Annotated in this window: 24 protein-coding genes; 11 read left to right on the forward strand and 13 right to left on the reverse strand. The window is 33.4% G+C overall.

What is annotated here, in order from left to right:
• Positions 1-115 precede the first annotated feature (115 nt).
• From OQ292_RS11455 to murA, 3 genes are all read left to right on the forward strand, one after another.
• Complete coding sequence (locus tag OQ292_RS11455) at positions 116-1,000, forward strand: BACON domain-containing protein (RefSeq protein ID WP_284682266.1); 885 nt, start codon at positions 116-118, stop codon at positions 998-1,000.
• Positions 997-2,517, forward strand: a complete 1,521-nt coding sequence (locus tag OQ292_RS11460; protein WP_284682267.1) for an OmpA family protein — start codon at positions 997-999, stop codon at positions 2,515-2,517. The genes OQ292_RS11455 and OQ292_RS11460 overlap by 4 nt, the downstream gene beginning before the upstream one ends.
• A gap of 102 nt (positions 2,518-2,619) precedes the next feature.
• Positions 2,620-3,939: a UDP-N-acetylglucosamine 1-carboxyvinyltransferase gene (gene murA / locus OQ292_RS11465; protein ID WP_284682268.1), complete on the forward strand. Its 1,320-nt coding sequence runs from the start codon at positions 2,620-2,622 to the stop codon at positions 3,937-3,939.
• A gap of 82 nt (positions 3,940-4,021) precedes the next feature.
• Here the strand turns inward: murA and OQ292_RS11470 are convergent, their stop codons facing one another.
• From OQ292_RS11470 to OQ292_RS11490, 5 genes are all read right to left on the reverse strand, one after another.
• Positions 4,022-4,849, reverse strand: a complete 828-nt coding sequence (locus OQ292_RS11470) for an energy transducer TonB (protein ID WP_284682269.1) — start codon at positions 4,847-4,849, stop codon at positions 4,022-4,024.
• A 179-nt stretch (positions 4,850-5,028) separates the two neighbouring features.
• Positions 5,029-7,188 carry a ribonuclease R gene (gene rnr / locus OQ292_RS11475; protein WP_284682270.1) on the reverse strand — a complete coding sequence of 720 codons (2,160 nt, stop codon included), beginning with the start codon at positions 7,186-7,188 and terminating at the stop codon, positions 5,029-5,031.
• Positions 7,189-7,413: 225 nt separating this feature from the next.
• Positions 7,414-7,584 (reverse strand): hypothetical protein, encoded by a 171-nt coding sequence (locus OQ292_RS11480; RefSeq protein WP_284682271.1) that lies wholly within the window; start codon positions 7,582-7,584, stop codon positions 7,414-7,416.
• A gap of 161 nt (positions 7,585-7,745) precedes the next feature.
• Entirely contained in the window at positions 7,746-8,942 is a 1,197-nt protein-coding gene (locus tag OQ292_RS11485) for a hypothetical protein (RefSeq protein ID WP_284682272.1), read from the reverse strand.
• Between the two features lie 46 nt (positions 8,943-8,988).
• Positions 8,989-9,927: an outer membrane beta-barrel protein gene (locus tag OQ292_RS11490; protein ID WP_284682273.1), complete on the reverse strand. Its 939-nt coding sequence runs from the start codon at positions 9,925-9,927 to the stop codon at positions 8,989-8,991.
• 553 nt (positions 9,928-10,480) lie between these two features.
• On the opposite strand from OQ292_RS11490, the gene OQ292_RS11495 reads away from it, so the two are divergent.
• Entirely contained in the window at positions 10,481-11,353 is an 873-nt protein-coding gene (locus OQ292_RS11495) for a hypothetical protein (RefSeq protein WP_284682274.1), read from the forward strand.
• Between the two features lie 52 nt (positions 11,354-11,405).
• On the opposite strand, the gene OQ292_RS11500 is transcribed toward OQ292_RS11495, so the two are convergent.
• Positions 11,406-12,395, reverse strand: a complete 990-nt coding sequence (locus OQ292_RS11500) for a M48 family metallopeptidase (protein ID WP_284682275.1) — start codon at positions 12,393-12,395, stop codon at positions 11,406-11,408.
• A gap of 296 nt (positions 12,396-12,691) precedes the next feature.
• Here OQ292_RS11500 and OQ292_RS11505 point away from each other — a divergent pair, with 296 nt between their 5' ends.
• The 4 genes from OQ292_RS11505 to OQ292_RS11520 all read left to right on the forward strand — a co-directional run bounded on the left by OQ292_RS11505 (position 12,692) and on the right by OQ292_RS11520 (position 15,565).
• Complete coding sequence (locus OQ292_RS11505; RefSeq protein WP_284682276.1) at positions 12,692-13,156, forward strand: gliding motility lipoprotein GldH; 465 nt, start codon at positions 12,692-12,694, stop codon at positions 13,154-13,156.
• 21 nt (positions 13,157-13,177) lie between these two features.
• On the forward strand, positions 13,178-13,717 hold the full coding sequence (hslV, locus tag OQ292_RS11510; protein ID WP_284682277.1) for an ATP-dependent protease subunit HslV: 540 nt from the start codon (positions 13,178-13,180) through the stop codon (positions 13,715-13,717).
• Between the two features lie 260 nt (positions 13,718-13,977).
• The gene (locus OQ292_RS11515) at positions 13,978-14,757 is read left to right on the forward strand and encodes a LuxR C-terminal-related transcriptional regulator (RefSeq protein ID WP_284682278.1); all 780 of its coding nucleotides are present in this window, start codon (positions 13,978-13,980) and stop codon (positions 14,755-14,757) included.
• A 25-nt stretch (positions 14,758-14,782) separates the two neighbouring features.
• On the forward strand, positions 14,783-15,565 hold the full coding sequence (locus OQ292_RS11520) for a LuxR C-terminal-related transcriptional regulator (RefSeq protein ID WP_284682279.1): 783 nt from the start codon (positions 14,783-14,785) through the stop codon (positions 15,563-15,565).
• 2 nt (positions 15,566-15,567) lie between these two features.
• On the opposite strand, the gene OQ292_RS11525 is transcribed toward OQ292_RS11520, so the two are convergent.
• Positions 15,568-15,987, reverse strand: coding sequence for a Dabb family protein (locus tag OQ292_RS11525; RefSeq protein WP_284682280.1), 420 nt, complete (start codon positions 15,985-15,987; stop codon positions 15,568-15,570).
• A 202-nt stretch (positions 15,988-16,189) separates the two neighbouring features.
• On the opposite strand from OQ292_RS11525, the gene OQ292_RS11530 reads away from it, so the two are divergent.
• Positions 16,190-16,810 carry a thymidine kinase gene (locus OQ292_RS11530; RefSeq protein WP_284682281.1) on the forward strand — a complete coding sequence of 207 codons (621 nt, stop codon included), beginning with the start codon at positions 16,190-16,192 and terminating at the stop codon, positions 16,808-16,810.
• Positions 16,811-16,867: 57 nt separating this feature from the next.
• On the opposite strand, the gene tpx is transcribed toward OQ292_RS11530, so the two are convergent.
• The 6 genes from tpx to OQ292_RS11560 form a co-directional block, all read right to left on the reverse strand.
• Positions 16,868-17,368, reverse strand: coding sequence for a thiol peroxidase (tpx, locus tag OQ292_RS11535; RefSeq protein ID WP_284682282.1), 501 nt, complete (start codon positions 17,366-17,368; stop codon positions 16,868-16,870).
• Between the two features lie 217 nt (positions 17,369-17,585).
• Positions 17,586-17,837, reverse strand: coding sequence for a hypothetical protein (locus OQ292_RS11540; protein WP_284682283.1), 252 nt, complete (start codon positions 17,835-17,837; stop codon positions 17,586-17,588).
• Between the two features lie 111 nt (positions 17,838-17,948).
• Positions 17,949-18,887 (reverse strand): N-acetylmuramoyl-L-alanine amidase, encoded by a 939-nt coding sequence (locus tag OQ292_RS11545; protein WP_284682284.1) that lies wholly within the window; start codon positions 18,885-18,887, stop codon positions 17,949-17,951.
• A gap of 143 nt (positions 18,888-19,030) precedes the next feature.
• The gene (locus tag OQ292_RS11550; RefSeq protein WP_284682285.1) at positions 19,031-19,507 is read right to left on the reverse strand and encodes a low molecular weight protein-tyrosine-phosphatase; all 477 of its coding nucleotides are present in this window, start codon (positions 19,505-19,507) and stop codon (positions 19,031-19,033) included.
• Positions 19,508-19,563: 56 nt separating this feature from the next.
• A complete protein-coding gene (locus OQ292_RS11555) occupies positions 19,564-19,920 on the reverse strand; it encodes a translation initiation factor (protein WP_284682286.1) in 357 nt (118 codons plus the stop codon).
• Between the two features lie 177 nt (positions 19,921-20,097).
• A complete protein-coding gene (locus tag OQ292_RS11560; protein ID WP_284682287.1) occupies positions 20,098-20,262 on the reverse strand; it encodes a hypothetical protein in 165 nt (54 codons plus the stop codon).
• Positions 20,263-20,601: 339 nt separating this feature from the next.
• Here OQ292_RS11560 and OQ292_RS11565 point away from each other — a divergent pair, with 339 nt between their 5' ends.
• Together OQ292_RS11565 and OQ292_RS11570 are read left to right on the forward strand one after the other, a co-directional pair.
• Positions 20,602-21,717: a hypothetical protein gene (locus OQ292_RS11565; protein ID WP_284682288.1), complete on the forward strand. Its 1,116-nt coding sequence runs from the start codon at positions 20,602-20,604 to the stop codon at positions 21,715-21,717.
• Positions 21,714-24,053 carry a TonB-dependent receptor gene (locus OQ292_RS11570; protein ID WP_284682289.1) on the forward strand — a complete coding sequence of 780 codons (2,340 nt, stop codon included), beginning with the start codon at positions 21,714-21,716 and terminating at the stop codon, positions 24,051-24,053. Before OQ292_RS11565 ends, OQ292_RS11570 begins: the two co-directional genes overlap by 4 nt.
• Positions 24,054-24,134: the final 81 nt, after the last annotated feature.

A 24,134-nucleotide genomic window follows, 5' to 3' on the forward strand; every position in this document is an offset into this window, starting at 1 on the left:
GCTTATTAACATGAAACTGCTGCTTATGTTACACCTATGAACTAGTGAGCTTTCTCTCCACTAAAAGCAATTTTTCCGACTGCCGTTGATTAAGGGTTAACATTTATTTACAAGAATGTCAGTTGGATTTTTTAATATATCGAGAAGTTATTTTTTATACATATCTATAATTTTTTTCGCTCAGCAATTAGGTGGAGAAGGTGTAGCTTATGCAGGTAATATACTTTCTACCTCAACAAATCAGGTTGCATTTGATCATAACAGCGGTGGGAAAGATATTCAGGTTTCTACTGAGGTAAATTGGAATGTTACCACTCCAGTTTCGTGGATAAGTTTTAGTAGAATTAATGGTACTGGTAATGCTACAGTACAGATAAAAGTGCAGATTAACAATTCAGTAGATATAAGAAGAGGAAAAGTAATTGTAAATACTGAAAGTGAATCGGATACCATCCTTATTGAACAACAAGGCCAGCCTATTACACTTGTTGCCAGCCCGTCTACATTTGAAATCGATAAGAGAAGTCAGTCTTTTGAAGTGCAGGTTGTTGCCAACACTAACTGGGAGATTATTAATGTAGATAATTGGATTAATATCGATAAGGTAGAAAAAGACCTTTTAGGCAAAATCAATATAACAGTTAGCTCTGCAGATCAAACAGAAAGAACAGGAAAGGTAACCCTTAGAGCGAGTGAAAAAGAGTTCGAAATCATTATCAAACAGAAACAAATAGTTACAGCTTCTAACGAAGAAGTTTTGGAAAGCCTGAGCATATATCCAGTACCTGCGAGTGATTATTTATATGTAGAAGGTGAGGTTGATGAGCTAGTATTAGTAGATGTAACTGGAAAAATATTGATTACACAATCAAATATTATAAACAGGCAAATAAAGTTAAATACAGAAGATTTCCCCTTGGGAATTTATTTTTTGAGGTTAAAAACACCAATTGGAATGGGTGTTAGGAGAATCTTATTAAACCAAACAAAAGGATTATGAAACAACATTACTCGCTGATCTTTGCATTTTTAATAGCAATAAGCAGCAGACTTTATGCGCAATCAGAATTTAAACTACATAATCTCGGAGCTAATGTAAATTCATCTCTTCGTGAGTTGGCTCCGATTATTTCACCAGATGGAAGAACATTGTATTTGATGGTTTATGGCCATTATAATAATAATGGTTCGGCTGATATCTGGAGATCTGAAATTGGCGATAAAGACGGAAACTGGGGCAAGACATTTCAAATGCCTTTTCCATTTAACCAGATTGCATATAATCAGGTAATGAGTGTAACGCCAGATGGAAATACATTGATGGTTAGAGGAACTGTAGTGGATGGTACAGCAAACCAGAAAGATTATTCATTTGTAAGAAAGTTAGCAGGTGGATGGAGCCAGCCAGAAGTATTAGATATTGTAGGTTACCACGAAATGAATCATGGAACAATGTATGCCGCAAACCTTTCAAATACAGGAAAACAACTTATACTAAGTTTTAAAGAAAAAGGGCTTAGTAACGATTTGTATGTGAGCTTTTTGAGAGAAGATAAAAAATGGACAAGACCTATATCTCTCGGTAGTACAATCAATACAGGAAGTACTGAATTCTCTCCTTTTTTGGCCTCAGATAACACAACTTTATATTTTGCAAGTGATAAAGAAGGCGGCTTGGGCGGATATGATATTTATGTATCTAAAAGGTTAGATGATACTTGGCAAAACTGGTCTGAACCCAAAAATGTTGGAGGGCCAGTAAATACCTCAGGAAATGAGATGTATTATACATTAGATGCAATGGGAGATTATGCTTACATAGCTTCTACCCAGAACTCTTATGGTGACTATGATATATTTAAAATAGAAATAGAAAAGGAAGTAAGGCCTGATCCAGTAATTCTTGTGCGTGGTAAAGTTCTTAATGGAAAAACCAATGAGACTGTAGATGCATCTGTTGCATTTGAGATTTTGCCAGAAGGAGTAGAGGCAGGTATTGCTAGTACAGATCCTACTACGGGTGAGTATAAAATTGTACTTCCGTATGGGAAAAACTATGCTTTTAATGCTAAAGCAAAAAACTTTATTCCTGTGTCTGACAATCTAGACTTAACAGAGATGGAGTCTTATAAAGAGATTACAAGAGATCTTATTCTAATGCCTTTGGAGGTTGGTACTACCGTAAGACTGAATAACATATTTTTTGAGAATGCTAAGGCTGAGTTGATGGAGACTTCATTTTCTGAGTTGAACAAGGTGATTAAATTAATGCAGGAAAATGAGCAAATGGAAATCTTAATTTCTGGACATACAGATGCAGTTGGTTCTGATGATAGCAATCAAAAGCTTTCTGAAAACAGAGCTTCTTCAGTAATGAACTATCTGGTAGAAAATGGGGTAAAAGCATCGAGAATAAGTAGCAAAGGCCTTGGCGAAACTAAACCTGTAGCAGATAATAACACTGAAGAGGGTAAACAGTTAAATCGTAGGGTAGAGTTTACTATTCTTAAAAATTAAGCACTTATAAACATTCAGTAAACTATACCGCCATTAAACAAAGGTTTGTTTTATTTAATTATAATTTTGCCTAAGTTCCAATCATAAATTAAAACAGATTACATGGAAAACGGAAAAATAGTATTTGAGGTAGAAGGAGGACATGCGCTTAAGGGAGAGATAACCCCACAAGGAGCTAAAAACGAATCACTTCAGATACTTTGTGCAGTATTACTTACTGAAGAAAAGATAACTATAAACAACATTCCTAATATAAGGGATGTAAACAAGCTGATAGATTTACTGAAATCGATAGGAGTAACAGTAAATAAACTGGGACCCGGATCATGTGAGTTTATTGCTAAAGATATTGATATACACTACCTAGAAACACCTGAATATGAGAAGCAGGCGGCTTCTTTAAGAGGGTCTATCATGATTCTGGGGCCATTGTTAGCCAGATTCGGACAGGCAAAAATACCTAGACCCGGTGGCGATAAGATTGGTAGAAGAAGACTAGATACGCACTTTTTAGGTTTCGAGAAATTGGGTGCGCGTTTCAGTTTTGATTCAGACAATCACTTTTATAATATAGATGCTCATAACCTAAAAGGTAAATATATTTTGCTCGATGAGCCTTCTGTTACAGGAACTGCTAATATAATTATGGCGGCTGTGATGGCTAAAGGTAAAACTACTATTTACAATGCAGCTTGTGAGCCTTATATTCAGCAGCTTTGTAAAATGCTGAATAGAATGGGAGCTAATATCTCTGGTGCTGGTTCTAATTTAATAAATATAGAAGGAGTAGAGCAGCTAGGAGGTACTACACATACCATGTTACCAGATATGATTGAAGTAGGTAGTTTTATTGGTATGGCAGCAATGACAGCCTCTGAAATTACCATTAAAAATGCTCGTATCGATCAATTAGGCTTAATTCCGGGTGTATTCCAAAGATTAGGAATTAAGATGGAGTTTAGAGATGATGATATTTATATTCCTGCGCAAGATAGCTATGAGATAGACAGGTTTATTGATGGTTCTATGCTAACAGTTGCAGATGGACCATGGCCATTGTTCACTCCAGACTTGCTAAGTATTGTTTTAGTAGTAGCAACACAGGCAAGAGGAACAGTACTTGTTCATCAGAAAATGTTTGAAAGTAGACTGTTTTTTGTAGATAAACTTATTGATATGGGTGCACAGATTATTCTATGTGATCCACACAGAGCTACAGTAATTGGTTTAGACAAGCAAGTAGCGTTGAAAGGTATAAAAATGACCTCGCCAGATATTAGAGCTGGTGTATCTCTTTTAATTGCAGCCCTTTCTGCCAATGGAATAAGTACTATTTACAATGGTGAGCAAATTGACAGAGGCTACCAAAATATTGATGAAAGATTGAGAGCTTTAGGAGCTAAAATCAGAAGAATTGAATAGTAAATTTTTTCTTTGATAGAAAAATAAAAACCGCAGTGGGAGATCCCTACTGCGGTTTTTATTTTCATCCTACAATAACTTCTTACATATCAGATAGTTTAAATACGATTGGCATAATCATTCTTTGTTTTACAGGTCTGCCTCTTTGTTTTCCTGGTTTCCATTTAGGGGCATCCATTAAAACTTTTACTGCTTCTTCATCACATCCGTATCCAATTCCTCTTACTGTAGTTGCATTGGTAATTGTACCATCTTTGTCTACAATAAATTGTACATAAACTTTTCCTGAAACTCCTATATCCATAGCTCTTCTTGGATACTTCATGTTTTTAGAAACATAAGCGTAGAATTCTTTATAACCACCTTCTGGTTCTGCAGGCTCTTCTACTATTTCAAATATTTCTTCAACAACTTCTTCCTCTTCCTCTTCTTCCACTGTATATTCTACTTCTTCTACGATTGTCTCCTCATTTACTTCCATATCCAAGTCGATTTCTATCTCTTCTTGAATTTCCATTTCGTCTTCAACTGCAACAATCTCAGGAGCTTTAATTTTTGGAGGTGGAGGTGGTTTTTGTTCTGTTAATGGTATTTCTTGCATTTCTTCAATTACATCTCTGTCACTTGATAGTTGCACCAAAGTAATTTCGTCGTAATCTGGAAATTCAAAAATAATAAGTACCAGCGCTAAAGAGAATATTAAACCTATTCTATATATTATTCCCTTGTACTGGCTGGCATCAGCACCAGGGTATTTTTTAATTAAAAAACTATTTTCAGGGGGAGAAACTAAGGCAGTTTGTCCTTGTTTTTTTATTATGTAGCGAAACAATAATATAGTACCTAAAAAAAGTGCTATAAAAACCGCTGCAACCCCTGGCATTCCTAAAAGATTTATTAAAGGTATCATGGTTAGCGAGGTTTAAATTAACCTTCTTAAAGAAGGAGTTAATGACAGTTCAAATGTAGTTACTGTCATATTGCTCATACATGATACCGATCAGTCGGAGGTGTGATTTTAGTCAACAAAAAATGGCTTTTTAGCCATATTATTGAAGTAAAATCTTTTTTTGATGCAAAACCTCAATATTATTTCATCTCTAAATCGATAGTACGTTTTTCGAGGTTTGTACCTTTTACTCTTACTCTTACTTTATCTCCAATCATAAACTTTTCATTGAATCGTTTACCAACTACGCATTGATTTTTTTCATCATAAGAGTAAAAATCATCTTTCATATCGGCTAAGCGAATCATGCCTTCACATTTGGTTTCATCCAACTCTACATAAATACCCCATTCGGTAGTGCCTGATATAACACCATCAAAATCTTTGTGGAGGTATTGCTCCATAAATTCAACCTGTTTGTATTTAATAGATGCTCTTTCGGCTTCTACAGCAACTTTTTCTCTTTCTGAAGAATGCTTACACTTTTCTTCATATGGAGCTTTATCTGGACTGTTATTGCCATCAAGATAATGTTGGAGCAGGCGGTGTGCCATCATATCCGGATACCTTCTAATTGGCGAGGTAAAGTGGGAGTAATGTTTAAAAGCAAGTCCGTAGTGACCGATTTCTGTAGTGGTATATCTGGCTTTAGACATAGCTCTAATTGCTTGAGATTGTACCACATTTTGCTCTGGCCTACCTTCAACTTCTTCTGAAAGACTGTTTAAAGAGCCTGACAGTTTATTCTTTTCTAAAGAAATCTTATACCCAAATCTTTTAACAAATTCTGCAAGTTTCAATATTTTTTCGGGATCTGGATCTTCGTGAACCCGATAAACCATTGTATTATGCTTGTTTTCTTTTTTGAGGTTGTAAACATATTCAGCTACTCGCTTATTAGCCAACAACATAAATTCTTCAACCAATTTATGCGTATCTTTTCTTACTTTCGGGAAGAGGCCCAATGGCTTTCCGTTTTCGTCTAGCTTAAATTTTAGTTCAACAGACTCGAAAGCGATTGCTCCATTTTGAAAGCGTTTTTCCTTAAGCTTTTTGGCCAAATTATTTAAAAGACCAACCTCTTCGGCAAATTTGCCTTCACCAGTTTCTAATGTTTGTTGGGCGTCTTCATAAGAAAACCTGTGGTCAGAATAAATGGCAGTTCTACCAAACCATTCATCTTTAATATTAGCTTCATTATCTAAAGTAAATACAGCAGAGAATGTAAGTTTCTCTTCTTGTGGTCTAAGAGAACACAAGCCATTAGAAAGTCTTTCTGGAAGCATAGGAATAGTTCTATCAACCAAATAGACAGAAGTGGCTCTTTTATAACCTTCTTTTTCTATCTCGCTGCCCGGTTGTACATAATGCGTTACATCTGCAATATGTACACCTACTTCCCAAAATCCATTTTCTAGTTTTTTAATAGATAGTGCATCATCAAAGTCTTTAGCATCTTCGGGGTCAATCGTAAAGGTAAGTGTGTCTCTAAAGTCTCTTCTTTTAGAAATTTCTTTACTAGTGATTTTATCCGAAATAGAATTGGCTTCTGCTTCAACCTTTTCAGGAAATTCGAAAGGCAAGCCATACTCAAACATAATCGCGTGAATTTCTGTGTCGTTTTCACCCGCCTTGCCTAATACTTTCTTTACAACACCTACAGGGCTGTTATCATTCTTAGCCCATTCCTTAACTTCTACAATTACTTTATCGAGGTTTTGAGCTCCATTGTAATCTTCTGGGCTTACATAAATGTCTGTATGCATTTTTCGGCTATTAGAAACTACAAATGCAAAATGCTTTGATATTTCTATATGCCCTGCAAACTCGTTCGTTTTGCGCTTTACAATTTCAACAACTTTTGCTTCTATTTTTCCCCTTCGTGGGTTTTTGTAAAGTATAATATTAACAGTATCGCCGTGTAAAGCTCCATTGAGCTTATCTGCACTTATTCTTATATCATCTTTATCTTCCAGCACAATGTAAGCAAATGCTGGATTTACAAAATCTACTGTTCCAGTAAGTTCATTTTTAGAGGCCTCAATACCCAAAGATTGATATCTGCCATCTCTATTTTGTGCTATTTGTTGATTTTCAGATAATTGATCTAGCACAGCACCTAGCTCTGTTTTCATTTTTTGTTTTTTTACACTCAGGTGCTGGCATATCTTTTTAAAAGAAAAACTTTCTTGAGGAGTGGAGTTTAAGAATTGTAATACTGATTCTTTCAGTAATTTTAAATTAGCATTTTTGGGTCCTTTGCTTTTTGTTGTTTTGTTCTTTTTTCTAGATTTTTTCATACATAAATTTTTAATGAGCATCACTGCTTTGCAATGTGTTCATGCTGATTTTTTTATTCGAAATGGTAATATATAGATAGCGGGAATCTTTTAGAGGAGAGTCAAATATCACCATTAACACTAAAAATATAGTGCAAAGTAAATAAATATCAAGAAATTCAGAAGGAATTTTTGCAAATTCCTTCTAAAAAAGAAAAAACTTAAAAAGAGCCTCTTTTTAAGTTTTTAGTAATCAGTACCATCGTAGTCGAAGGTGGTATCAGAAAATTGATCTGTAAGTTCATCTAATTCATCTATTTCTTCGTCAGTCAACTTCTCATATTCTTTTTTCGAATTTAAATTATGGATACGCTCGTAAGCTTGACTGGGAGACATTGAAAGAAAATCACCGTTCATTATATATAAAATTAAGTTAGGTAATTATTTCATTTTAATTTTAATAAAAAACGATGATTATTACAATTATTTTAATAAACAATTGTATTTTATAATGATATATTCATAAAATATTATTGACTTTGTAAAAGATAATGTAAAAGCTTAATATTAGATTAATACTATTCTCCGCAGAGAGTAGCTACATCGCCTTTAGATATTTTAAAAAGTGAGATTCTACTAAACCTGCCAGCCATATTGGTTGTACATAATACAGCAAGGCCTTCATCGTCAGTATCAATTAATGAAGCTACTTCAAAACCTTCTGAAAAACCAAGGTGATGTGAGCCTAGCAATTCACCGGTTTCTGCATCATATGCATATAATACAACCTGATTGCTTTTTGTATTAGCTGCATAGATTATCACATTTTTTTCATTTACAGTTTTTTTGATAATGCGAACATCCGCATTATATGCTAGCTCTGAAGAGATATTTCCATCTAGTTCTTCACTATTGCTAATTTCATTAATATTGATTTCCACTGAAGGCAAGAGGTAATTTGTACCGAAAGTAAATCTTGAGACTGCAAACTGTGAGCCTTGGATATGAGCTATCGAGCTAACAGCTCCGTCCATTTGGTAGCCATTCATTAAACCCATTTGGTTACCACTAGGATCGATAAATAAAAGTGAAAGAGTTACATTTGTTAGTCCATTGAAGAAATAACCGCCTTCTTCTAAACTTCCTGTAAAAAACGGAAGTCTTTTTTCTGTATTGATCAAATGGTCTAAAATAATTTCTTCAGGTTCTTCTTCTAGTACGATAAATTCTGACTGCCATGAAACAGCAAATGTGCCACTGCTTAATTTTGTAAAAATAGTACTATTGTTTTCTTGATTGTAAGATAAAGCTATTACTCCGCCATCTGGAGTTGCCGATGCATGAAGTGGATATGTTGTTCCTGCTAAAGATTTGGCTGGATATACGGATTCACTTGTTAAGTCAATTTGCATTAATACAGCATTAAAGCCTGCCATAAAATAGTATTTACCTCCAATTTCCATAAGAGAAGGTGTAGGGTTTATCACAGAGTCATCTCCTTTGTAATCCCACACTACATTTCCTTCAACATCAGTCTTTAATATATAAGTAGCTCCAAAGTCTGATTCTGATATTCTAGTTTGACCTAAAATTAAATAGCCATTGTCTGCAGTTTGTTTTATATCTAAGGCATAAAAGGTAGCAGAAAAATCGGCGTCGTTATAAACTCTTATAAAGCGGTTTTCGGGGCTTACTTCTTCAGCATCGTCAGAACATGAAATAGACAGGCTGATTATTAGTGTTGCTTGTATTAGTCTGCAAATCAGAGATTTCATCGTATTTGTAAATCTTATAAAATGGAACGGGAATGTAAATAAGTGATTAGTTTCTGCGACGACCTCTTTTGCCTTCGTCTTTAAATCTACGCATATCGTAAGGTACGACATAGCGTGTGTTTTTCTTTCCTTGTCCGGTTGCTCCCATGCTAAAGTTGACTGGAAAATGGAGTACTAATGAAAATTGCATATTGTTGAGTTGGATATCGTCTAACACATCAAATGAAATATTGGAGGATCTTACATCTGTATAGCGGGCATTTTCATCGGTAATGTTGCTAAAGCCTTTTCTATAACTAACATCCAAGCCTATTCTAACATAAGGTAAGTTAAAAGCGATTCCCGCACTGCCTGCTAATCCGTAATAGTATTTATTTAAGAGGTTGTCAATACCTACATCATTATTATCACCTGTGAGTTCTTCCATTCCACCACTTGCTTCATCAATTATTTCTGCTGAAGTAGATTTAGAGGCATTATGCATAATGTTAATAAAACCGCCAGCTTGTACATATGGGGCTATTTTGCCAGACCCAGCAGAGAATTTTAAAAATAGAGGTAGTTCTACGTAATTAATTTTATGTTGGTGATCGTAAGCTACTTCAAAAGTTTCTTCTAGTACCTCAGAAGATTCCCACTTATATTGATTTTTGTAACCAAAGCGATATTGTGCATAAGATGGTTCAAAGCTTAATCCAAAGACATTATTAAATTCAAAAGAAGCATCAATGCCAAATTGAGTACCAGCTGTATTTTTAAATATGCTGGAATATTCCTTTTGTGTTTGGTCTTCTTCTGGAACTTGTGTGTATTGGAAGGCTGAGAAATGCTCTGTAACGGATGCTTGTGTAAAGTTTGCTCCGCCTTTAAAACCAATAAGCATTCTTTGTGCTTTTACTGGCAAAAATGATAATGACAGGCCAAAGAAAACTAATTTACTGATCTGTCTGAGAAGTACTCCATTTAACTTGTAACCTGTAATCATTTTCTCGATAAGTAATATTATTTTTGGTAGGTGAAGATTTTGAAGTTAGTATAGTATCTTTTTGATAACGAGTTAACAATCATTAACTTATCAGAAATCAGACCAATATATTTTGTTATGGGTATGTGAGCTAGATTTTTTTTAGAAAGTAACTAATTCTAATTAACAAAATTAGCTTATTAAGCAATGTGCTTTTTAATAGAAGTTCAACATTGAAAATTATATATATAAATTTGGTTTTAATTTTAATAGAGCTTTTATTAATCAATCAGTTCGAATTAATCCAAGAAGCTGCCACTCGTGGCAATAAGCCAAACATTTTGGGGTTGTAACATATAATTAAAACCAACAGCTTATTAATGCTTTAACAATACGATTCCAAGTATTCCAACCTATCACTAAATAAACAGTTCTTTATAATGTAGTAATGGATTTAATTCAATGTAGTTATTCGATGAAAACATTAACTAAGGAGGACGATATCGCTTAAAATAGCACTTTTTATTATAAAATTCTGTTAAGTAGATTCTTAGAAATTGGTGGGGCCACATTAATGAAAAAATCTCAACTATATATCTTTAATATTTTATTGTTACTTGGAGCTTTACAGTCATCCTGTACAAGAAAAGTATGCCCTGCCTATTTGAGTAGTTTTCAGCCACAACGAGGAGCACCCAATGAGTTTTTTGCTTATTTTAAGCCTGAAGGAGAAGGTGAGAGTGGAGATGAATCTTCTGAAGATGTATACGCAGATGATTCTTTTTTAGCCCCAAGTTTTGATGAAGATACATTAGCCCTTGCAAAAGAAGATACTTTTAAAAATAGTTATGGTTTACTAGTATTTGCCAATGGTGAAGAACCAGTGGAAAGTAAACTAATGCAAAGTACTGTAAGAAATAAAAATGGTATAGTAAAGAAATCTAACTTTTTCACAAAGATTTTTTCTAGCCAGAAGAAACGAAGAAATGCCAATTATCCGAAAGTGGTTAGTACTAAAAACCCAAGACCATTTAAGGTTGAAGATGTAGAAGATGATTCTACTCATCAATTAGTTCAGAAAAAAGAACCTCCTAAAAATGCAGATCAGTGGTATTATGAAATGGAGTTTGGTAGTCCAGATTCTACTAATGCGCAAACAGATTCTATGGCTGTTGAAAACCAAAATGCAGGAGATTCACTTGCTAGTGAGAATGTAGAGGAAGACTTGGAAGAAAACGGAAAGAAAGGCAAAAAGAAAAAGCGTAAGAAGAAGAAAAAAGAGAAAAAGAAGAAAAAGAAAAAAGGTGAAGCTGTTGAGGCTGAAGATGAAGAAGATAGTTTTACCGAATATGTAGGTAGTGAAAGTTTGAAGGAGAAGAAGAAAAAGAAAAAGAAGAAGAATGATGACAAAGAGGAGCCCGATGAGTCGACACTTGATGATACATAAAAAAGAGGACTAATTAATTAGTCCTCTTTTTTTATCTTAAAACCAATATAAATTAACTTTTAGAACCTTTAAACAGGCCGTCAAAAATTTCTTTGGCTTTATCTGATGTGTTTTTTAATATTGGATCAAAAGTATTTTTAAAGTCTTCTTTGTAGCTGTTAGAAGCATCTTCAAAATCTTTCTTAAAATCGTTGCTTGCTTCTTTACTGTAATACCCTCTCAAAATGCCTTCGTAATCTCCATTTCTTACCCAGTTTAATAGCTCTAGTGTTCTAATAACTGGCATTGGATGAGACAGACCGATGGTGTTTAAGAATTTATAAACATTGTCCATTAAAGAGTTAGAGTTGTTGTATTCTTCTGCTTGAGCTATAAATTCACCTAAATTCATTTGGTCAATTTGTCTTCCACCTGCCATTTTCATTAGCATTTGAATAGAAGCCTCAGGATCTTGTACTGCTAAAAGAGCAGCTCTATCTGCAGAAAGTTCACTTTTTCTATCCCATTCTTTTAAAGCGGCAATTATACCTGCAATGGCAATTCCACTTAACGGAATGTTTAAAGTAAAGGTGGATAATCTAATCATTAAGATGAGTAGTGTTTTGTAAAGTACATGTCCACTTTTAATGTGTCCTAACTCATGACCTAATACCCCCATAATTCCTTTATCATCCATAATATCAACTAAACCAGAGTTGAGTACGATAAAAGGATTATCCATACCTATAGCGCCAGCATTGAAAAAAGGATTTTGAGAAACATATAGCTCAGGTCTTTTTTCAAAATCGAGGGTTTTACAAGCTTCTTTATATACTTCGTGAATTTGCGGGAATTGTTTTTTAGATACTCTAACCGCTGAGCCAAGCGTAATTAATCTTAAAGATTTTTCGGTAGTACCACCTACAAAAGTTTTTATAGCAATGTCCAATCCAGGTACTTTTTGTAAGGCATTTAAGGCTGCACGATCAGCAGGGTGTTCCCATGCCGAAGGATGAATGCCTTTAAAATGAATCCTTACGTTGTTATATTCTTTTGGCTTCATAAGATTTTCTTTATTGGATTAAAATTTACTTTTCTGAAATTTAAACTATCAACATTTTTAGATAGGAATATCACTTTTTTAACGTATTAAATAAAAATGAAATTCTTCCAAAGTGTCAGGTTTTCCACGTCAAAAATTTCTTAAAATTTATAAAATCTTATTGATTTTACGGAAAAGTTGGCAGAAAATGAAAATAATTACATCAACGGTTAGTAAATTGTTTTAAGTAGAAATAGTCATATCTGACTAAAACCCATTATAAAAATCACTTGTTTTCTAACAACTAAATTGTATTCATGAAAAAACTACTAATTCTACCTTTACTGTTCTTTTTATTTTCTTGTAATGAGAATAGACTACTTAACCAGTACGAAGATATTCCACAGTTTAATTGGGAAAAAAGTAATGTCCCGTCTTACTCAGTGAACATCGCAGATACAGATGCTAAATACAAGATCATTATTGGTTTAAGGCATACATCGGGTATTAGCTTTGCCGAAGTATTAGTGCATTTAAAAATGACAAGCCCATCTGGCGAAGTAGTAGAAACTCCTTATATATTGGAACTTAGAGATAAAGAAAATGGCTCTCTAAATGGTTCTGCTATGGGAGATATTGCCGATTTTGAAGTGGCAGTTGAAGATGGCTTCACTTTTAAAGAGGCAGGTACTTATCAATTTTCGATCTCTCAAGAAATGGAACAAGAGACTATTTCAGGTGTTATGGAAGTGGGTTTAGTGATTGACAAGTTAAAGGAATAATTGGAAATTAAAATAGAAGAGATGACAAAAATAAGATCAACAACTGTATGTGCGGTTTTGCATAATGGCAAAATTGCTATTGGTGCAGACGGGCAGGCTACTATGGGTAATACTGTAGCTAAGAGTAATGTGAAAAAGATTAGAAAGCTACAAGGCGGTAAAGTTGTAATCGGTTTTGCTGGTTCTACAGCAGATGCATTTTCTTTAATGGAAAGATTTGAAGAAAAACTAAATGCACATGGTGGCAACTTTAAAAGAGCGGCTATAGAGTTAGCAAAAGATTGGAGAACAGATCGTTTCTTAAGAAAGCTGGAAGCAATGATGATTGCAGCTTCTCAAGATGAAATTTTAGTTATCTCAGGAACTGGAGATGTTTTAGAGCCAGATAATCAAATAGCTGCAATTGGTTCTGGTAGTATGTATGCGCAATCTGCTGCTACTGCATTAAAGAAGCATGCTCCACATCTTACTGCCGAAGAAATGGTAAGAGAAAGTTTAAATATCGCAGCAGATATTTGTATTTATACGAACCATAATTTGATTATCGAAACACTAGATTAATCGTAGTAAGTATTAATAATTTTAGAAGAGAATAGCTTGAGATTTTAAACTCACTGTTCTCTTTTTTTATTATTGAATACCTGAAAACTTGTATTTTTAGGTTAAAAATGAAGTGATATAAACGGTTTAGCAAAATTAATTATTACTTTACTATAGTGATTTACTACATAGGCTAATATTGCCAAAAAATAATTATACAATACCGCTCTTTTACAAATTATTATCGATTTCTTTTTGATACTCTCAGAAAATGAGAATTTATGAATAATTTAAATTCTAATAGAGATTTTTTTATTTTTAATCAACTCGTAAATAAAAATTTAGCTGGTGTAAATGATAAACTACTAAAATTTTCTTCTCGAGAAATATTTCTATTGGATAGTGCGGTAAAAAATCAAAGAAAAATTATCACTATTCTTGACCATCATACCAAGAAATATTTATATGTAAGTGATAATGTTGAAGATGTAATTGGACTTACCCACCAAAGCTTAATCTTAAATGGATATTATTATTTTGTAAATCATATTCTGCATCCAGAAGATGTAAATATGATTAGAGCTACTATTGATATAGCAAGAGAATTTGTTAAAAACTCTTTTTCTGAAGATGAAAAGGCGAACATGAATTATGTGTATAGCATGAGGATTAAAAATAGCTATAATCAAGATGTTCAATTGTTATACAAAAGTCAAATTCATGAGATTAAAGAAGATTATCAGATAGAATTAGGCTTTACATCAAATGTAAGTCATTGGAAGAAAAGCAAGTATCATTATGCTTTTATAAAATCGGCGACTAAAAATTTGTTGTTATATGCTGAGCCCGAAACATTTAATGTAGAAGAAATCCATTTTACTAAGGCTCAATTAAATGTACTCTCTCAATTAGCCCAAGGAAAAAGTGTCAATGATGTTGCTGAGGCGCTCTATTTAAGTAAGCATACGATTGAAACCCACCGTAAACACATGTTATCTAAAACTAAGTTTAGTGACACAAACGAACTTATCAATTTTGCATTAGAAGCAGGCTTGGTATAATCAATTTAACTAAAATCAAATTTTAATGACTTTCAGAGACAATGGGGAAAGTGCTTTTAGTCACTTTAATAAAATGATATTGAAGAACATGGGAGTAGGTGAGCCAAATAATTTAACATTAAAGTCAGAAGATTTTGAAATCCTTAATAAGTTGGCAGAAAGCCAGCAATCGGTGTTATTTATTATTAATTATACTAAGCAAAACTATGAGTTTATAAGTGAAAATTGTGAAGAGATTATCAATATAACTCATGATTATTTAAAGGGTGGTTATCAAGCAGTTTTGAATGTTATTTATCCAGAAGATCAAATTTATGTATCAAAAGCTTTAGGAAAAGCCTTTGAGTATATGTTTGAGCATTTTAGTGTAGAAGAAATGAAAAATATGACATATGCTCATACTTACAGAATGATTGATAGAGATAAAAATCTAATTCAAATATTGCAAAGAGGAAGCCTGCTAGAGGTAAATAAAGAGAAAAAACCTTTAACTGAATCTGGCATGCTGGCAAATGTGAGCCATTGGAAAAAAACTGATCAGTCACTGTTTTTTGTAAAGTCTGGTGAGAAAAGTCTTTTTTTGGTTAGGTTACCAAATTCAGCTGAGGTAGAAAAGATAGAGTTGAGTTATGCGCAGTTAAAAGTACTTAGAAGTTTAGCTAAAGGCAATGATTCTCAGACAGCAGCTAAGGAGTTAAAAATTAGCAAGTATACGATAGATACACATCGTAAGCATATACTTGCTAAAACCGGATTCTCAGATATAAATGCAGTGATTCATTTTGCTGTAGAAGCTGGAATATTATAAACTTATACTTTTAATGAATCATAAATCTGAACTTTATTCCATAGATGAGAAGTATCCTCGACAAATTTAACATGATCTGGATGTGTCTGGTAGATATCTTGATCTTCCTTGTTTTTAAAAGTAACAACAAGAGAGAAAGAGTATGAATTATCTACGATTTCTCTTGGTGTGTTTGCAGGTACTCCGATATAAGAAGTAACCACGACCTCTACTTTTTTTAAGTAGGTTCTCGCATTTTTGAGAAAAGTTTTTCGATGTTCTTCATTTTCAGGTTCTTTTAGCCATATAAACACCATGTGGGTAAAATCACCACTTTTAGATGGTGCAGAAGTTGTTGATGCAGCATTTACCAAACTGCTTGTTCCAAAGATTGCCATACTTCCTGTAAATAGCTTTTTAAAAAAATTTCTTTTTGTAGACATTTTTTATCTCATTAATAAAATTTTGATAAGTGATTGATCTAAATTATAAAAAAGGAGTTTTTGATCAAAACAAATAAGATTATCTATTGCTTTTGAGAAAAAATGTTGCTCATATTCTTATTTGTATTAATAAATTAGATTTTAGAATTATACGATTACAAGCTACATTTGAAGCTCTTTTTTTCAATTTACAGCTTTTAATATGTTTTTAGAACCACAATTAAACAACTCTCCTCATAAACCCCAATCTGGTTGGATAGAAGTAGTGTGTGGGTCAATGTTTTCTGGTAAAACTGAAGAGTTGATCAGGAGAGCAAGAAGGGCAGTAATTGCTCAGCAAGAAGTTAAAATCTTTAAGCCCTCTGTAGATACACGTTATCATGAACATAATGTAGTTTCTCATAACAAAAATAGCTTGCAGTCAATCGCTGTTACAAGTAGCTCCGAAATTGAAAAGTTTACTAAAGAAGGTGATGTAATTGCGATAGATGAAGCTCAATTTTTTGATGAGGGTATTATCGATGTATGTGTACAACTAGCAAACAATGGGCACAGAGTGATTGTTTGTGGACTAGACATGGATTTTGAAGGTAAACCCTTTGGGTCAATGCCCGGATTAATGAGTGTTGCTGAGTTTGTAACAAAACTACATGCAATATGTGCCAGTTGTGGCGATGTAGCATCTTATTCTTTCAGGTTAGTAGCATCAAAAGACAAAGTGCTTTTAGGAGAAATGAATGCTTACGAAGCTAGGTGCCGAAAATGTTATGTTGTAGGTATAAAAGAAAACGAAAAGAATAAAGAGGGTTCTAAATCGATATAAAAAACGGTGGTCAAAATTAACTTTGACCGCCGTTATTCATAAAATTATCTCAACTTATTAAGAAATAGCTGCGATAGCTTTTTCATAATCAGGTTCTTGAGCAATTTCTGGGACTTGTTCTGTGTAAACTACCTTTCCGTCTTCATTAAGAATTACTACAGCTCTTGAAAATAAGCCTGCTAATGGACCTTCTACCATACTTACATGGTAAGCATCTTCAAAAGTATTGTTTTTATATTGTGAAGTAGGAACTACACCACTAAGTCCTTCTGCTTCGCAAAAACGTTTATGTGCAAAAGGTAAATCCTTAGAAATACATAAAACTACTGTGTTATCCACTTCAGAAGCTTTAGCATTAAATGCTCTTACAGAAGCTGCACAAATACCTGTATCTACACTTGGAAAAATATTTAGTACTACTTTCTTGCCTTTGTAGTCAGCTAATGTGGTATCGCTTAAATCAGATTTAGTTAATGTAAAATCTGGTGCTAGAGAACCTACTTCTGGCAATGTTCCAGAAGTGTTAATTGTATTTCCTTTAAAAGTTATTGAAGCCATTTTATTAAATTTTACTGATTTGCTTATCTGTTTTATTATATAAAATAATGTTTACATCAAATGTTTGAGAAATATAACTACTCCGGAAAAATATCGGATTATATAGTTGAAATTTTACAGTAATTTGTTAAAAAGAGTATAAGAATTTCTTGCTGATTATTTATTTAAATCAGAGAGAGGGGTAAAAAATCAGATCAGGAGTAGGTAAGACATACAATTATTCAGCGAGGCCATTCTCTTTGTTTGTATAATATGTCTGTAATTTATCATAATCGTTAAGCTGCTCAATTTTAATTAGTTTCGTGCTTTCGTTTGATGAAGTAACTTCAAAAAATTCACCTCTTAAATCGAACAGAGAAATTTTGTAACCTTCTTTATATTGGGTAAACAGCAATTTGCCATTGCCAAAAACAATAGCGCCTTTTTCCATTAAAGATAAATTGCTAAAGTTTTCTATTGGTATCATCATTTAATTAATTAAAGCTTTGTCCTTGAATATGTGTGGAAAAAATTAGGGCAATTAAAATAATATAATTTTTTTTAACTTAAAAGCAAAATAATATTAATAAAAAATTAAATTTCACCTACTTACCCTGTTTGTTTTGTACTCTCCATCTTTTAAACTAACAACAAAAGCATCTTTAAATCCTTCTTTGCGAAGTTTTGCCATAAGCTTTTTGGCAATGTCTAAATCGTACTCTCTACCAACCATATACCTATATTGGTAGGTTTGACCTGGAAACTTGTATTCTTCTACTCGAATATCTAGTTTTTGAAAGCGACTTTCTTTGAGATTCACTGGAGTGGTAGATGCCATAATTTGCACTTTATATACCGTGCTTCTATCTTCCACTTTTACATTTTCTTCATCTAAAAATGTTCTAAAACCTCTAAAAATAGCAGAAGCTATATAGTCTTGGCCTAGCTCTGAGTTTAAAAACTTTTCTTCAGTTGGGTTAGTCATAAAACCACATTCTACTAAAACACCTGGCATTTTTGTATACTGTAATGCTTGCAAATTGTATCCTCTGTCTCTGGCATCCATTACACCACGGCTTTTTCTTCCAGCTCTGGTGCTAAATTCATGTTCTATAATATTTGCCAGTTTTTTACTAGATGCAAACTTATTACTGTGTATATGAGTACGTGTGCCAAAAATGGCTTTGTTTGGATTCGAGTTACAATGAATGCTTATAAAATAATCTGCACCAGACTTATTTGCTCTTTCTACTCTACTATCAAGAGAGATTTTAGAGTCTGTTGTTCTTGAGTATATTATTTTAGTATTAGTTATTCTTTCAGATATATAATTGCCAAGCTTGGTAGCAATTTCGAGATTAAGATGTTTTTCATCTTTCATCCCATCTTGTCTTGCTTCGTTTCCAGGATCACCACCACCATGTCCTGGGTCTATAAATACAGTGATTGTTTTTTTGGTATTTTGTGCTTGCGTAAAACCAACTGAAACAACCAGAATTAATGTGAATAAAAAAATACACCTCTTGTTCTGGAATTGCATGGAATTATTTTTCAAAAAAATAAATCTAAAAATATTAAAATTACAGGAGATCGTATAATCTCAGAACTTGTATTGGCGCTTTAGATTATCAAATTTGAGTGATTTCTTAATCTAATAGCCGAGATATAAAAAAAATAAGCAAATTAGCTGTTTTCTTCTACTATAAAGTCTAAGAAATTTTGAGTGCTTGATCGCAAAACCTGATAGCAAATTTCAAAACCTTCGTCTCCTTGATAATATGGATCTTCTACATCTTTGGAAGATTGCTGCTCATCAAATTCACGCATTTTAAAAACCTTTGCCTTTTTATTGCTTACAGATTTTTCCATTTCTCTAATGGCTTTCATGTTATTTTCATCCATACCAAGAATGTAGTCGAATTTTTCAAAATCTCCTGGAGATAGCTGGCGACTGTGGTGTGTCAGTGTAATTCCATGTGAGCTGGCAGTGCGTCTCATGCGTTTATCTGGAAGTTCACCTGCGTGATAACCAATAATACCGGCTGAATCGCACTCTATTTGGTCTGTTAAATCAGCTTCTTCCACTTGTGCTTTAAAAACTCCTTCTGCCATGGGAGATCGGCAAATATTGCCAAGACAAACAAACAGTACTTTTATCATTGTGTATTAAAATCTTTCTTGAAATGTTACAAATTTAATATTTAAATTTTGCCTAATTAACCTCCACTTACTTTAGTTTTAGAATAGCCTGCTTTTATTAAAATATCTTTAGCTTTTTGTCTAACATCTCCTTGTAGCAAAATCTCTCCATCTTTTATACTACCTCCAATACCACATTGAGTTTTTAACTTTTTACCCAATGTTTCTAAATCGTTTGTTTTACCAACAAAGCCAGTAATTACAGTAACTTGCTTACCACCTCTGCCTTTTTTTTCCAGTAATACTCTTAAATCCTGTTGGGTTTCGCCAAGTGTGTCTGGTTGCAGAAGCCCTTTAAATTGTTCATTATATTCAAAATCAGAATTAGTTGAGTAAACTACACCTTCTCTGTTTTTATGATTTTTCTTTGCCAAAACAATAAGTTTTTATAATTGAAAAATTGATAGATCAAACTTACAAATTATTTAAACACGTTGCGATACGTTCCAGTTTGTCTTAGGGTAGATTATACGAATAGGAGAGGAGATTTAAAAATAAAAAACCATCCACTTTGGGATGGTATAAAAAATCTTTGCTTGTTTGTTGTTCGTTTAGGCCTTGATAAACTCCTTAATGAATTTACCATTATCTAAGTCGATGAAGTAACATTTATAACCATTGTTCTCCTTCTTAACAGTTTTAGTAAAATACTTTTCACGTACTATTCTGTCTTTTTTGATACTGCCTAATACTTCATTGAGTGCGAGTCGTTTCATAGTTATCAGTTTTTTTTGAATATTTTTTTTCAAAAACTATGCTTAAAATGTAATTAATTGATTTATAGTGAATTATAATTTAATACTACTCTAAGATTGGGAAGAAATTCCACATGTAAGAATATAACCTTATTTGAGCCTTAATATTTTCTTTAAACCAGTATGTTATTTGATAAAAAGATAATTTTGTGGCGTTTATTAATAGGTATATATCTTGAATCTAAAACGGATATATTTTGTTTTAAAAAAATTTAGAATGCAAGCATATCTATTATCTGAGTTGTGCCTTTGTTTTTATACTGGGCAAATATTTTTTCAAGACATTTCAATAAAGTGAAGTTGATTAGGCTAATTATATTATTTCTTATATTTCCGGCTATAGTACGCGCTCAGTCTCTTAGCAGTGATGATAAATTGAAAATTCAATATGAAGCAGGGCAGTTTATACAGGAGTTTGAACTTCTTATGAATACCATTGCTTCTCCCGGTTTGAGCAAACTAGAAAGAGATAAGTTAAAAGAAAATAGTTATACAGAATCTGCAAATCAGATTTTTTTAGATAACAAGGTAATCGTAGAAGATGATATAGATCCCTCTTATTACCAAAGCAGCAATAAAGTAAAAGACCTCAATATAGAGCGCTATTTAAATGACTTAGACTTGTTTTATTCTAAAAGTGATAATCCTACAATTTCATTTACCAACATTAAAACGTCAGAAGTAAAGCAAGGGAGTTACATTTATCTAGAAGTCTATTTTGAAGGTAAATTTACTGGGAAGCATCAAACAATTTTTGAAAACTATAAGCCAACAAAAAGAGTAGCTACCATTATTGCCAAAAAAGAGGGTAGAAGTTGGAAAATGCTAATAGGCAGTATCGTATTTTATAATTCTTATCTACATCCTTTTGTAGAAAATAAAGGCAACAAAAAGCCTGAAGTAACCAATCCGGTAGTTATTAGTAATAAAGCATCTACCACTACAGGTAAAGTGCCGAGTAAAGTTTCGGTAATTAAAGAAAGAACTGTTACACTGGGAGCAAGCTTGGGTTTTGGAGCAGGCTTTAACCAAGCTGGTATTGGTGCTCATTCTCAGGTTTACCTCGCCGATTATCTTGCTGCAAATCTTCAATATATTTATTTCATTCCAAAGTCGATCGATCCAGTAACAGAGAAAAGGTGGAGTATTGATACAGATTTAAATTATGTGTTTGAGATGGAAGGAGCTACTAAGATTCCTTATGTGTTGATTGGTTTAAACTTTCTTAAAAAATCTAGAAAAGAAGGAACGAGGGAGAAAGAAACCGACTTATTTACTGGTGTGAATCTTGGAGCGGGCCTAGAATTTGAAGCAGAGAAAAATATGGTGTATTTTGGTGAGATAAAGTATACTACAGGTACTGAAAACCACTTTTTAATAAAAGCTGGCATACGCTTCAAATTTACAGTTAGATGAGATTTTTTTACCTTTTAATTTTACCCCTGTTATTTTCGCATTTTGTATTTTCGCAAGCAAACAAACAGAAAGCATACTTATCTGGTAAAGTAACAGAAGCTGAGACTGGGCAGCCAATTCCCGGAGTACAAATACTGTATAAAGTTTCTAAAGGAACCTCCACCGATTTAGACGGAAATTTTAGTGTAGAAATAGATTCTGGCGATTATACATTAATTGTCAGGCATATTTCATTTGAGCAAGATACTTTGCCAATTAAACTTGCTCTTGGAGAATTGAGAGAGCTCAATATTCAATTAGAACCAGCAGTAAATCAACTAGAACTGGTTAGTATCACCGCTAATAAGTATGAAAAAGACCTGATGGAAGAGCCTGTTTCTGTAGAAGTTATTAAACCAATTTTAATGGAACAGGTGAATGTTACTAAGGTTGATCAGATACTAGAAAAAATCCCTGGAATTACTGTAACTGATGGGCAGGTAAGTATACGGTCGGGTAGTAGCTATGCTTTTGGAGCTGGAACTAGAGTTCAAATGATATTGGATGGAATTCCATTGATAACTGCAGACAGAAATGATATCCGCTGGAATTTTTTTCCGGTAGAGCTAGCCGGACAAATAGAGGTATTAAAAGGAGCTTCTTCTACACTATATGGTTCTTCTGCACTCAATGGTGTTATTCACCTCAGAACTGTTGATCCCACCGAAACTCCCGAAACAGAAGTAAGAACATATTATCAGGTTTATGACAAGCCTAAAAATAAAAGTCAGGCTTGGTGGAGTTCTGCTCCTTATGAGTATGGAGTAAGTTTTAAGCATTTAAGGCAAGCAGGTATTTTTGATATTGGTATCTCAGGAAATTATATAAATGCGAATAGCTACATCCAAAATGGAGATAACAATCAGCAACGATATTTTGTAAAGCTTAAAAAGCGGAAAAAAGACTACTATGGATTAGAGTTAAGTCTGTTAGCTGGTATTATGGATAGTGAAGAAGCTGATTTTCTGTTTTGGCAAAATGATCAAGAAGGTGCATACATTCCTTATAGAGCAGAAGGAGATACAGAAAGTTTTGGTGTTATTCCTTTTCATCGCAGGCAATTTTCGCTGCAACCTCAATTAGTTTATACTAATAAGAGAAGAAGTAAGCATATCTTGAATACAAGATATTACCACTTTGAAACACTCAATTTTGTAGAAAATGTCAACTTCTCTCAATATACAGGAGATTATCAATACCACACAACATTAGGTAAGCGATTGAAATTGGTTGGTGGTGCTTCCATGCAGTATTTTGATGTAACAGACCCCAATGGCACTGGAAATAAACAAGGGCAGAATGCATCTGCCTATATGCAGGCGGAATATATTCGACAAAAATTTTCAGGTAGTATTGGATTGAGGTATGAGTATTTCGATGCTGATGGTCTAGATAAAGAGCAATTCCCAGTAGTAAGGCTAGCTGGAAATTACAGGTTGAATCTGAGAACAAGTTTAAGGGCTTCATTTGGTCAGGGCTTCCGTTTTCCAAGTTTTACAGAGGCTTTTGTCGATCAGTCAGATGAAGCAATTCCTATTTATCCCAATCCTGATTTAAAACCAGAATACGGTTGGAATACAGAGTTAGGTATTAAAAAACAATTGGGCAATGGTGATTTTGTAACTTATCTGGATGGGGCACTTTTTGTTTCTGAGTATTTTGATATGATAGAGTTTAGGCCAAATTTATTTTTGCCAGATTCAATAGAAGTACCTGTAGAAGACCGATACGATTATATTGGCGTGAGAAGTGAAAACTTAGATAGAGCCAGAATCGCAGGTTTTGAGTTTTCAGCAACAGGAGAGGGGAAACTTGGTAAAACACCATTTAGATTATTAATGGGTTACACATATACCTATCCAGTTCAGTTAGAAGAGGGCAGTGAGTTAATTTCAGCAACGACTTATGCGAAAAGATTCTTTAAGAGTATTTTTAATAGCGATGATGAAATTATCGATCCAATGCTCAGGTATAGACAAAGGCATTTGTTTAAAGCAGATTTAAATTTGAGACCGGGTAATTTTACATTCGGAGCAGATTTAAGATACTATGGTTTTGTTGAGAAAATCGATGCTTTTCTTACTGTAGTAATTCCCGGAATTGATAGTTACAGACAAAGAAATGACAATGGCGAATTGGTCTTTAATTTTAGAGCCGGCTACGACTTTAAGAAATGGGGTACATTTAGAGTAATCGTAAATAATGTTTTCAATAGAGAGTATTCTTTGCGATATGCTAAAATGGATCCACCAAGGAACTACACCTTCCAATATGTTTTTAAATTACCTTCAAAATAAACATTCCTTTTACTAATCCTTTTTGTACTTTATTTGAAAGTGATAGGTATATGTTTAAATTTATTAAAGGTTGAAGTAACG

Source organism: Chondrinema litorale (genome assembly GCF_026250525.1).
GTDB lineage: Bacteria > Bacteroidota > Bacteroidia > Cytophagales > Flammeovirgaceae > Chondrinema > Chondrinema litorale.

Coding starts and splice junctions, on each gene's coding strand:
- OQ292_RS11455 (WP_284682266.1), top strand. CDS start 116: ATGTCAGTTGGATTTTTTAATATATCGAGAAGTTATTTTTTATACATA.
- OQ292_RS11460 (WP_284682267.1), top strand. CDS start 997: ATGAAACAACATTACTCGCTGATCTTTGCATTTTTAATAGCAATAAGC.
- murA (WP_284682268.1), top strand. CDS start 2,620: ATGGAAAACGGAAAAATAGTATTTGAGGTAGAAGGAGGACATGCGCTT.
- OQ292_RS11470 (WP_284682269.1), bottom strand. CDS start 4,849: ATGATACCTTTAATAAATCTTTTAGGAATGCCAGGGGTTGCAGCGGTT.
- rnr (WP_284682270.1), bottom strand. CDS start 7,188: ATGAAAAAATCTAGAAAAAAGAACAAAACAACAAAAAGCAAAGGACCC.
- OQ292_RS11480 (WP_284682271.1), bottom strand. CDS start 7,584: ATGAACGGTGATTTTCTTTCAATGTCTCCCAGTCAAGCTTACGAGCGT.
- OQ292_RS11485 (WP_284682272.1), bottom strand. CDS start 8,942: ATGAAATCTCTGATTTGCAGACTAATACAAGCAACACTAATAATCAGC.
- OQ292_RS11490 (WP_284682273.1), bottom strand. CDS start 9,927: ATGATTACAGGTTACAAGTTAAATGGAGTACTTCTCAGACAGATCAGT.
- OQ292_RS11495 (WP_284682274.1), top strand. CDS start 10,481: ATGAAAAAATCTCAACTATATATCTTTAATATTTTATTGTTACTTGGA.
- OQ292_RS11500 (WP_284682275.1), bottom strand. CDS start 12,395: ATGAAGCCAAAAGAATATAACAACGTAAGGATTCATTTTAAAGGCATT.
- OQ292_RS11505 (WP_284682276.1), top strand. CDS start 12,692: ATGAAAAAACTACTAATTCTACCTTTACTGTTCTTTTTATTTTCTTGT.
- hslV (WP_284682277.1), top strand. CDS start 13,178: ATGACAAAAATAAGATCAACAACTGTATGTGCGGTTTTGCATAATGGC.
- OQ292_RS11515 (WP_284682278.1), top strand. CDS start 13,978: ATGAATAATTTAAATTCTAATAGAGATTTTTTTATTTTTAATCAACTC.
- OQ292_RS11520 (WP_284682279.1), top strand. CDS start 14,783: ATGACTTTCAGAGACAATGGGGAAAGTGCTTTTAGTCACTTTAATAAA.
- OQ292_RS11525 (WP_284682280.1), bottom strand. CDS start 15,987: ATGTCTACAAAAAGAAATTTTTTTAAAAAGCTATTTACAGGAAGTATG.
- OQ292_RS11530 (WP_284682281.1), top strand. CDS start 16,190: ATGTTTTTAGAACCACAATTAAACAACTCTCCTCATAAACCCCAATCT.
- tpx (WP_284682282.1), bottom strand. CDS start 17,368: ATGGCTTCAATAACTTTTAAAGGAAATACAATTAACACTTCTGGAACA.
- OQ292_RS11540 (WP_284682283.1), bottom strand. CDS start 17,837: ATGATGATACCAATAGAAAACTTTAGCAATTTATCTTTAATGGAAAAA.
- OQ292_RS11545 (WP_284682284.1), bottom strand. CDS start 18,887: ATGCAATTCCAGAACAAGAGGTGTATTTTTTTATTCACATTAATTCTG.
- OQ292_RS11550 (WP_284682285.1), bottom strand. CDS start 19,507: ATGATAAAAGTACTGTTTGTTTGTCTTGGCAATATTTGCCGATCTCCC.
- OQ292_RS11560 (WP_284682287.1), bottom strand. CDS start 20,262: ATGAAACGACTCGCACTCAATGAAGTATTAGGCAGTATCAAAAAAGAC.
- OQ292_RS11570 (WP_284682289.1), top strand. CDS start 21,714: ATGAGATTTTTTTACCTTTTAATTTTACCCCTGTTATTTTCGCATTTT.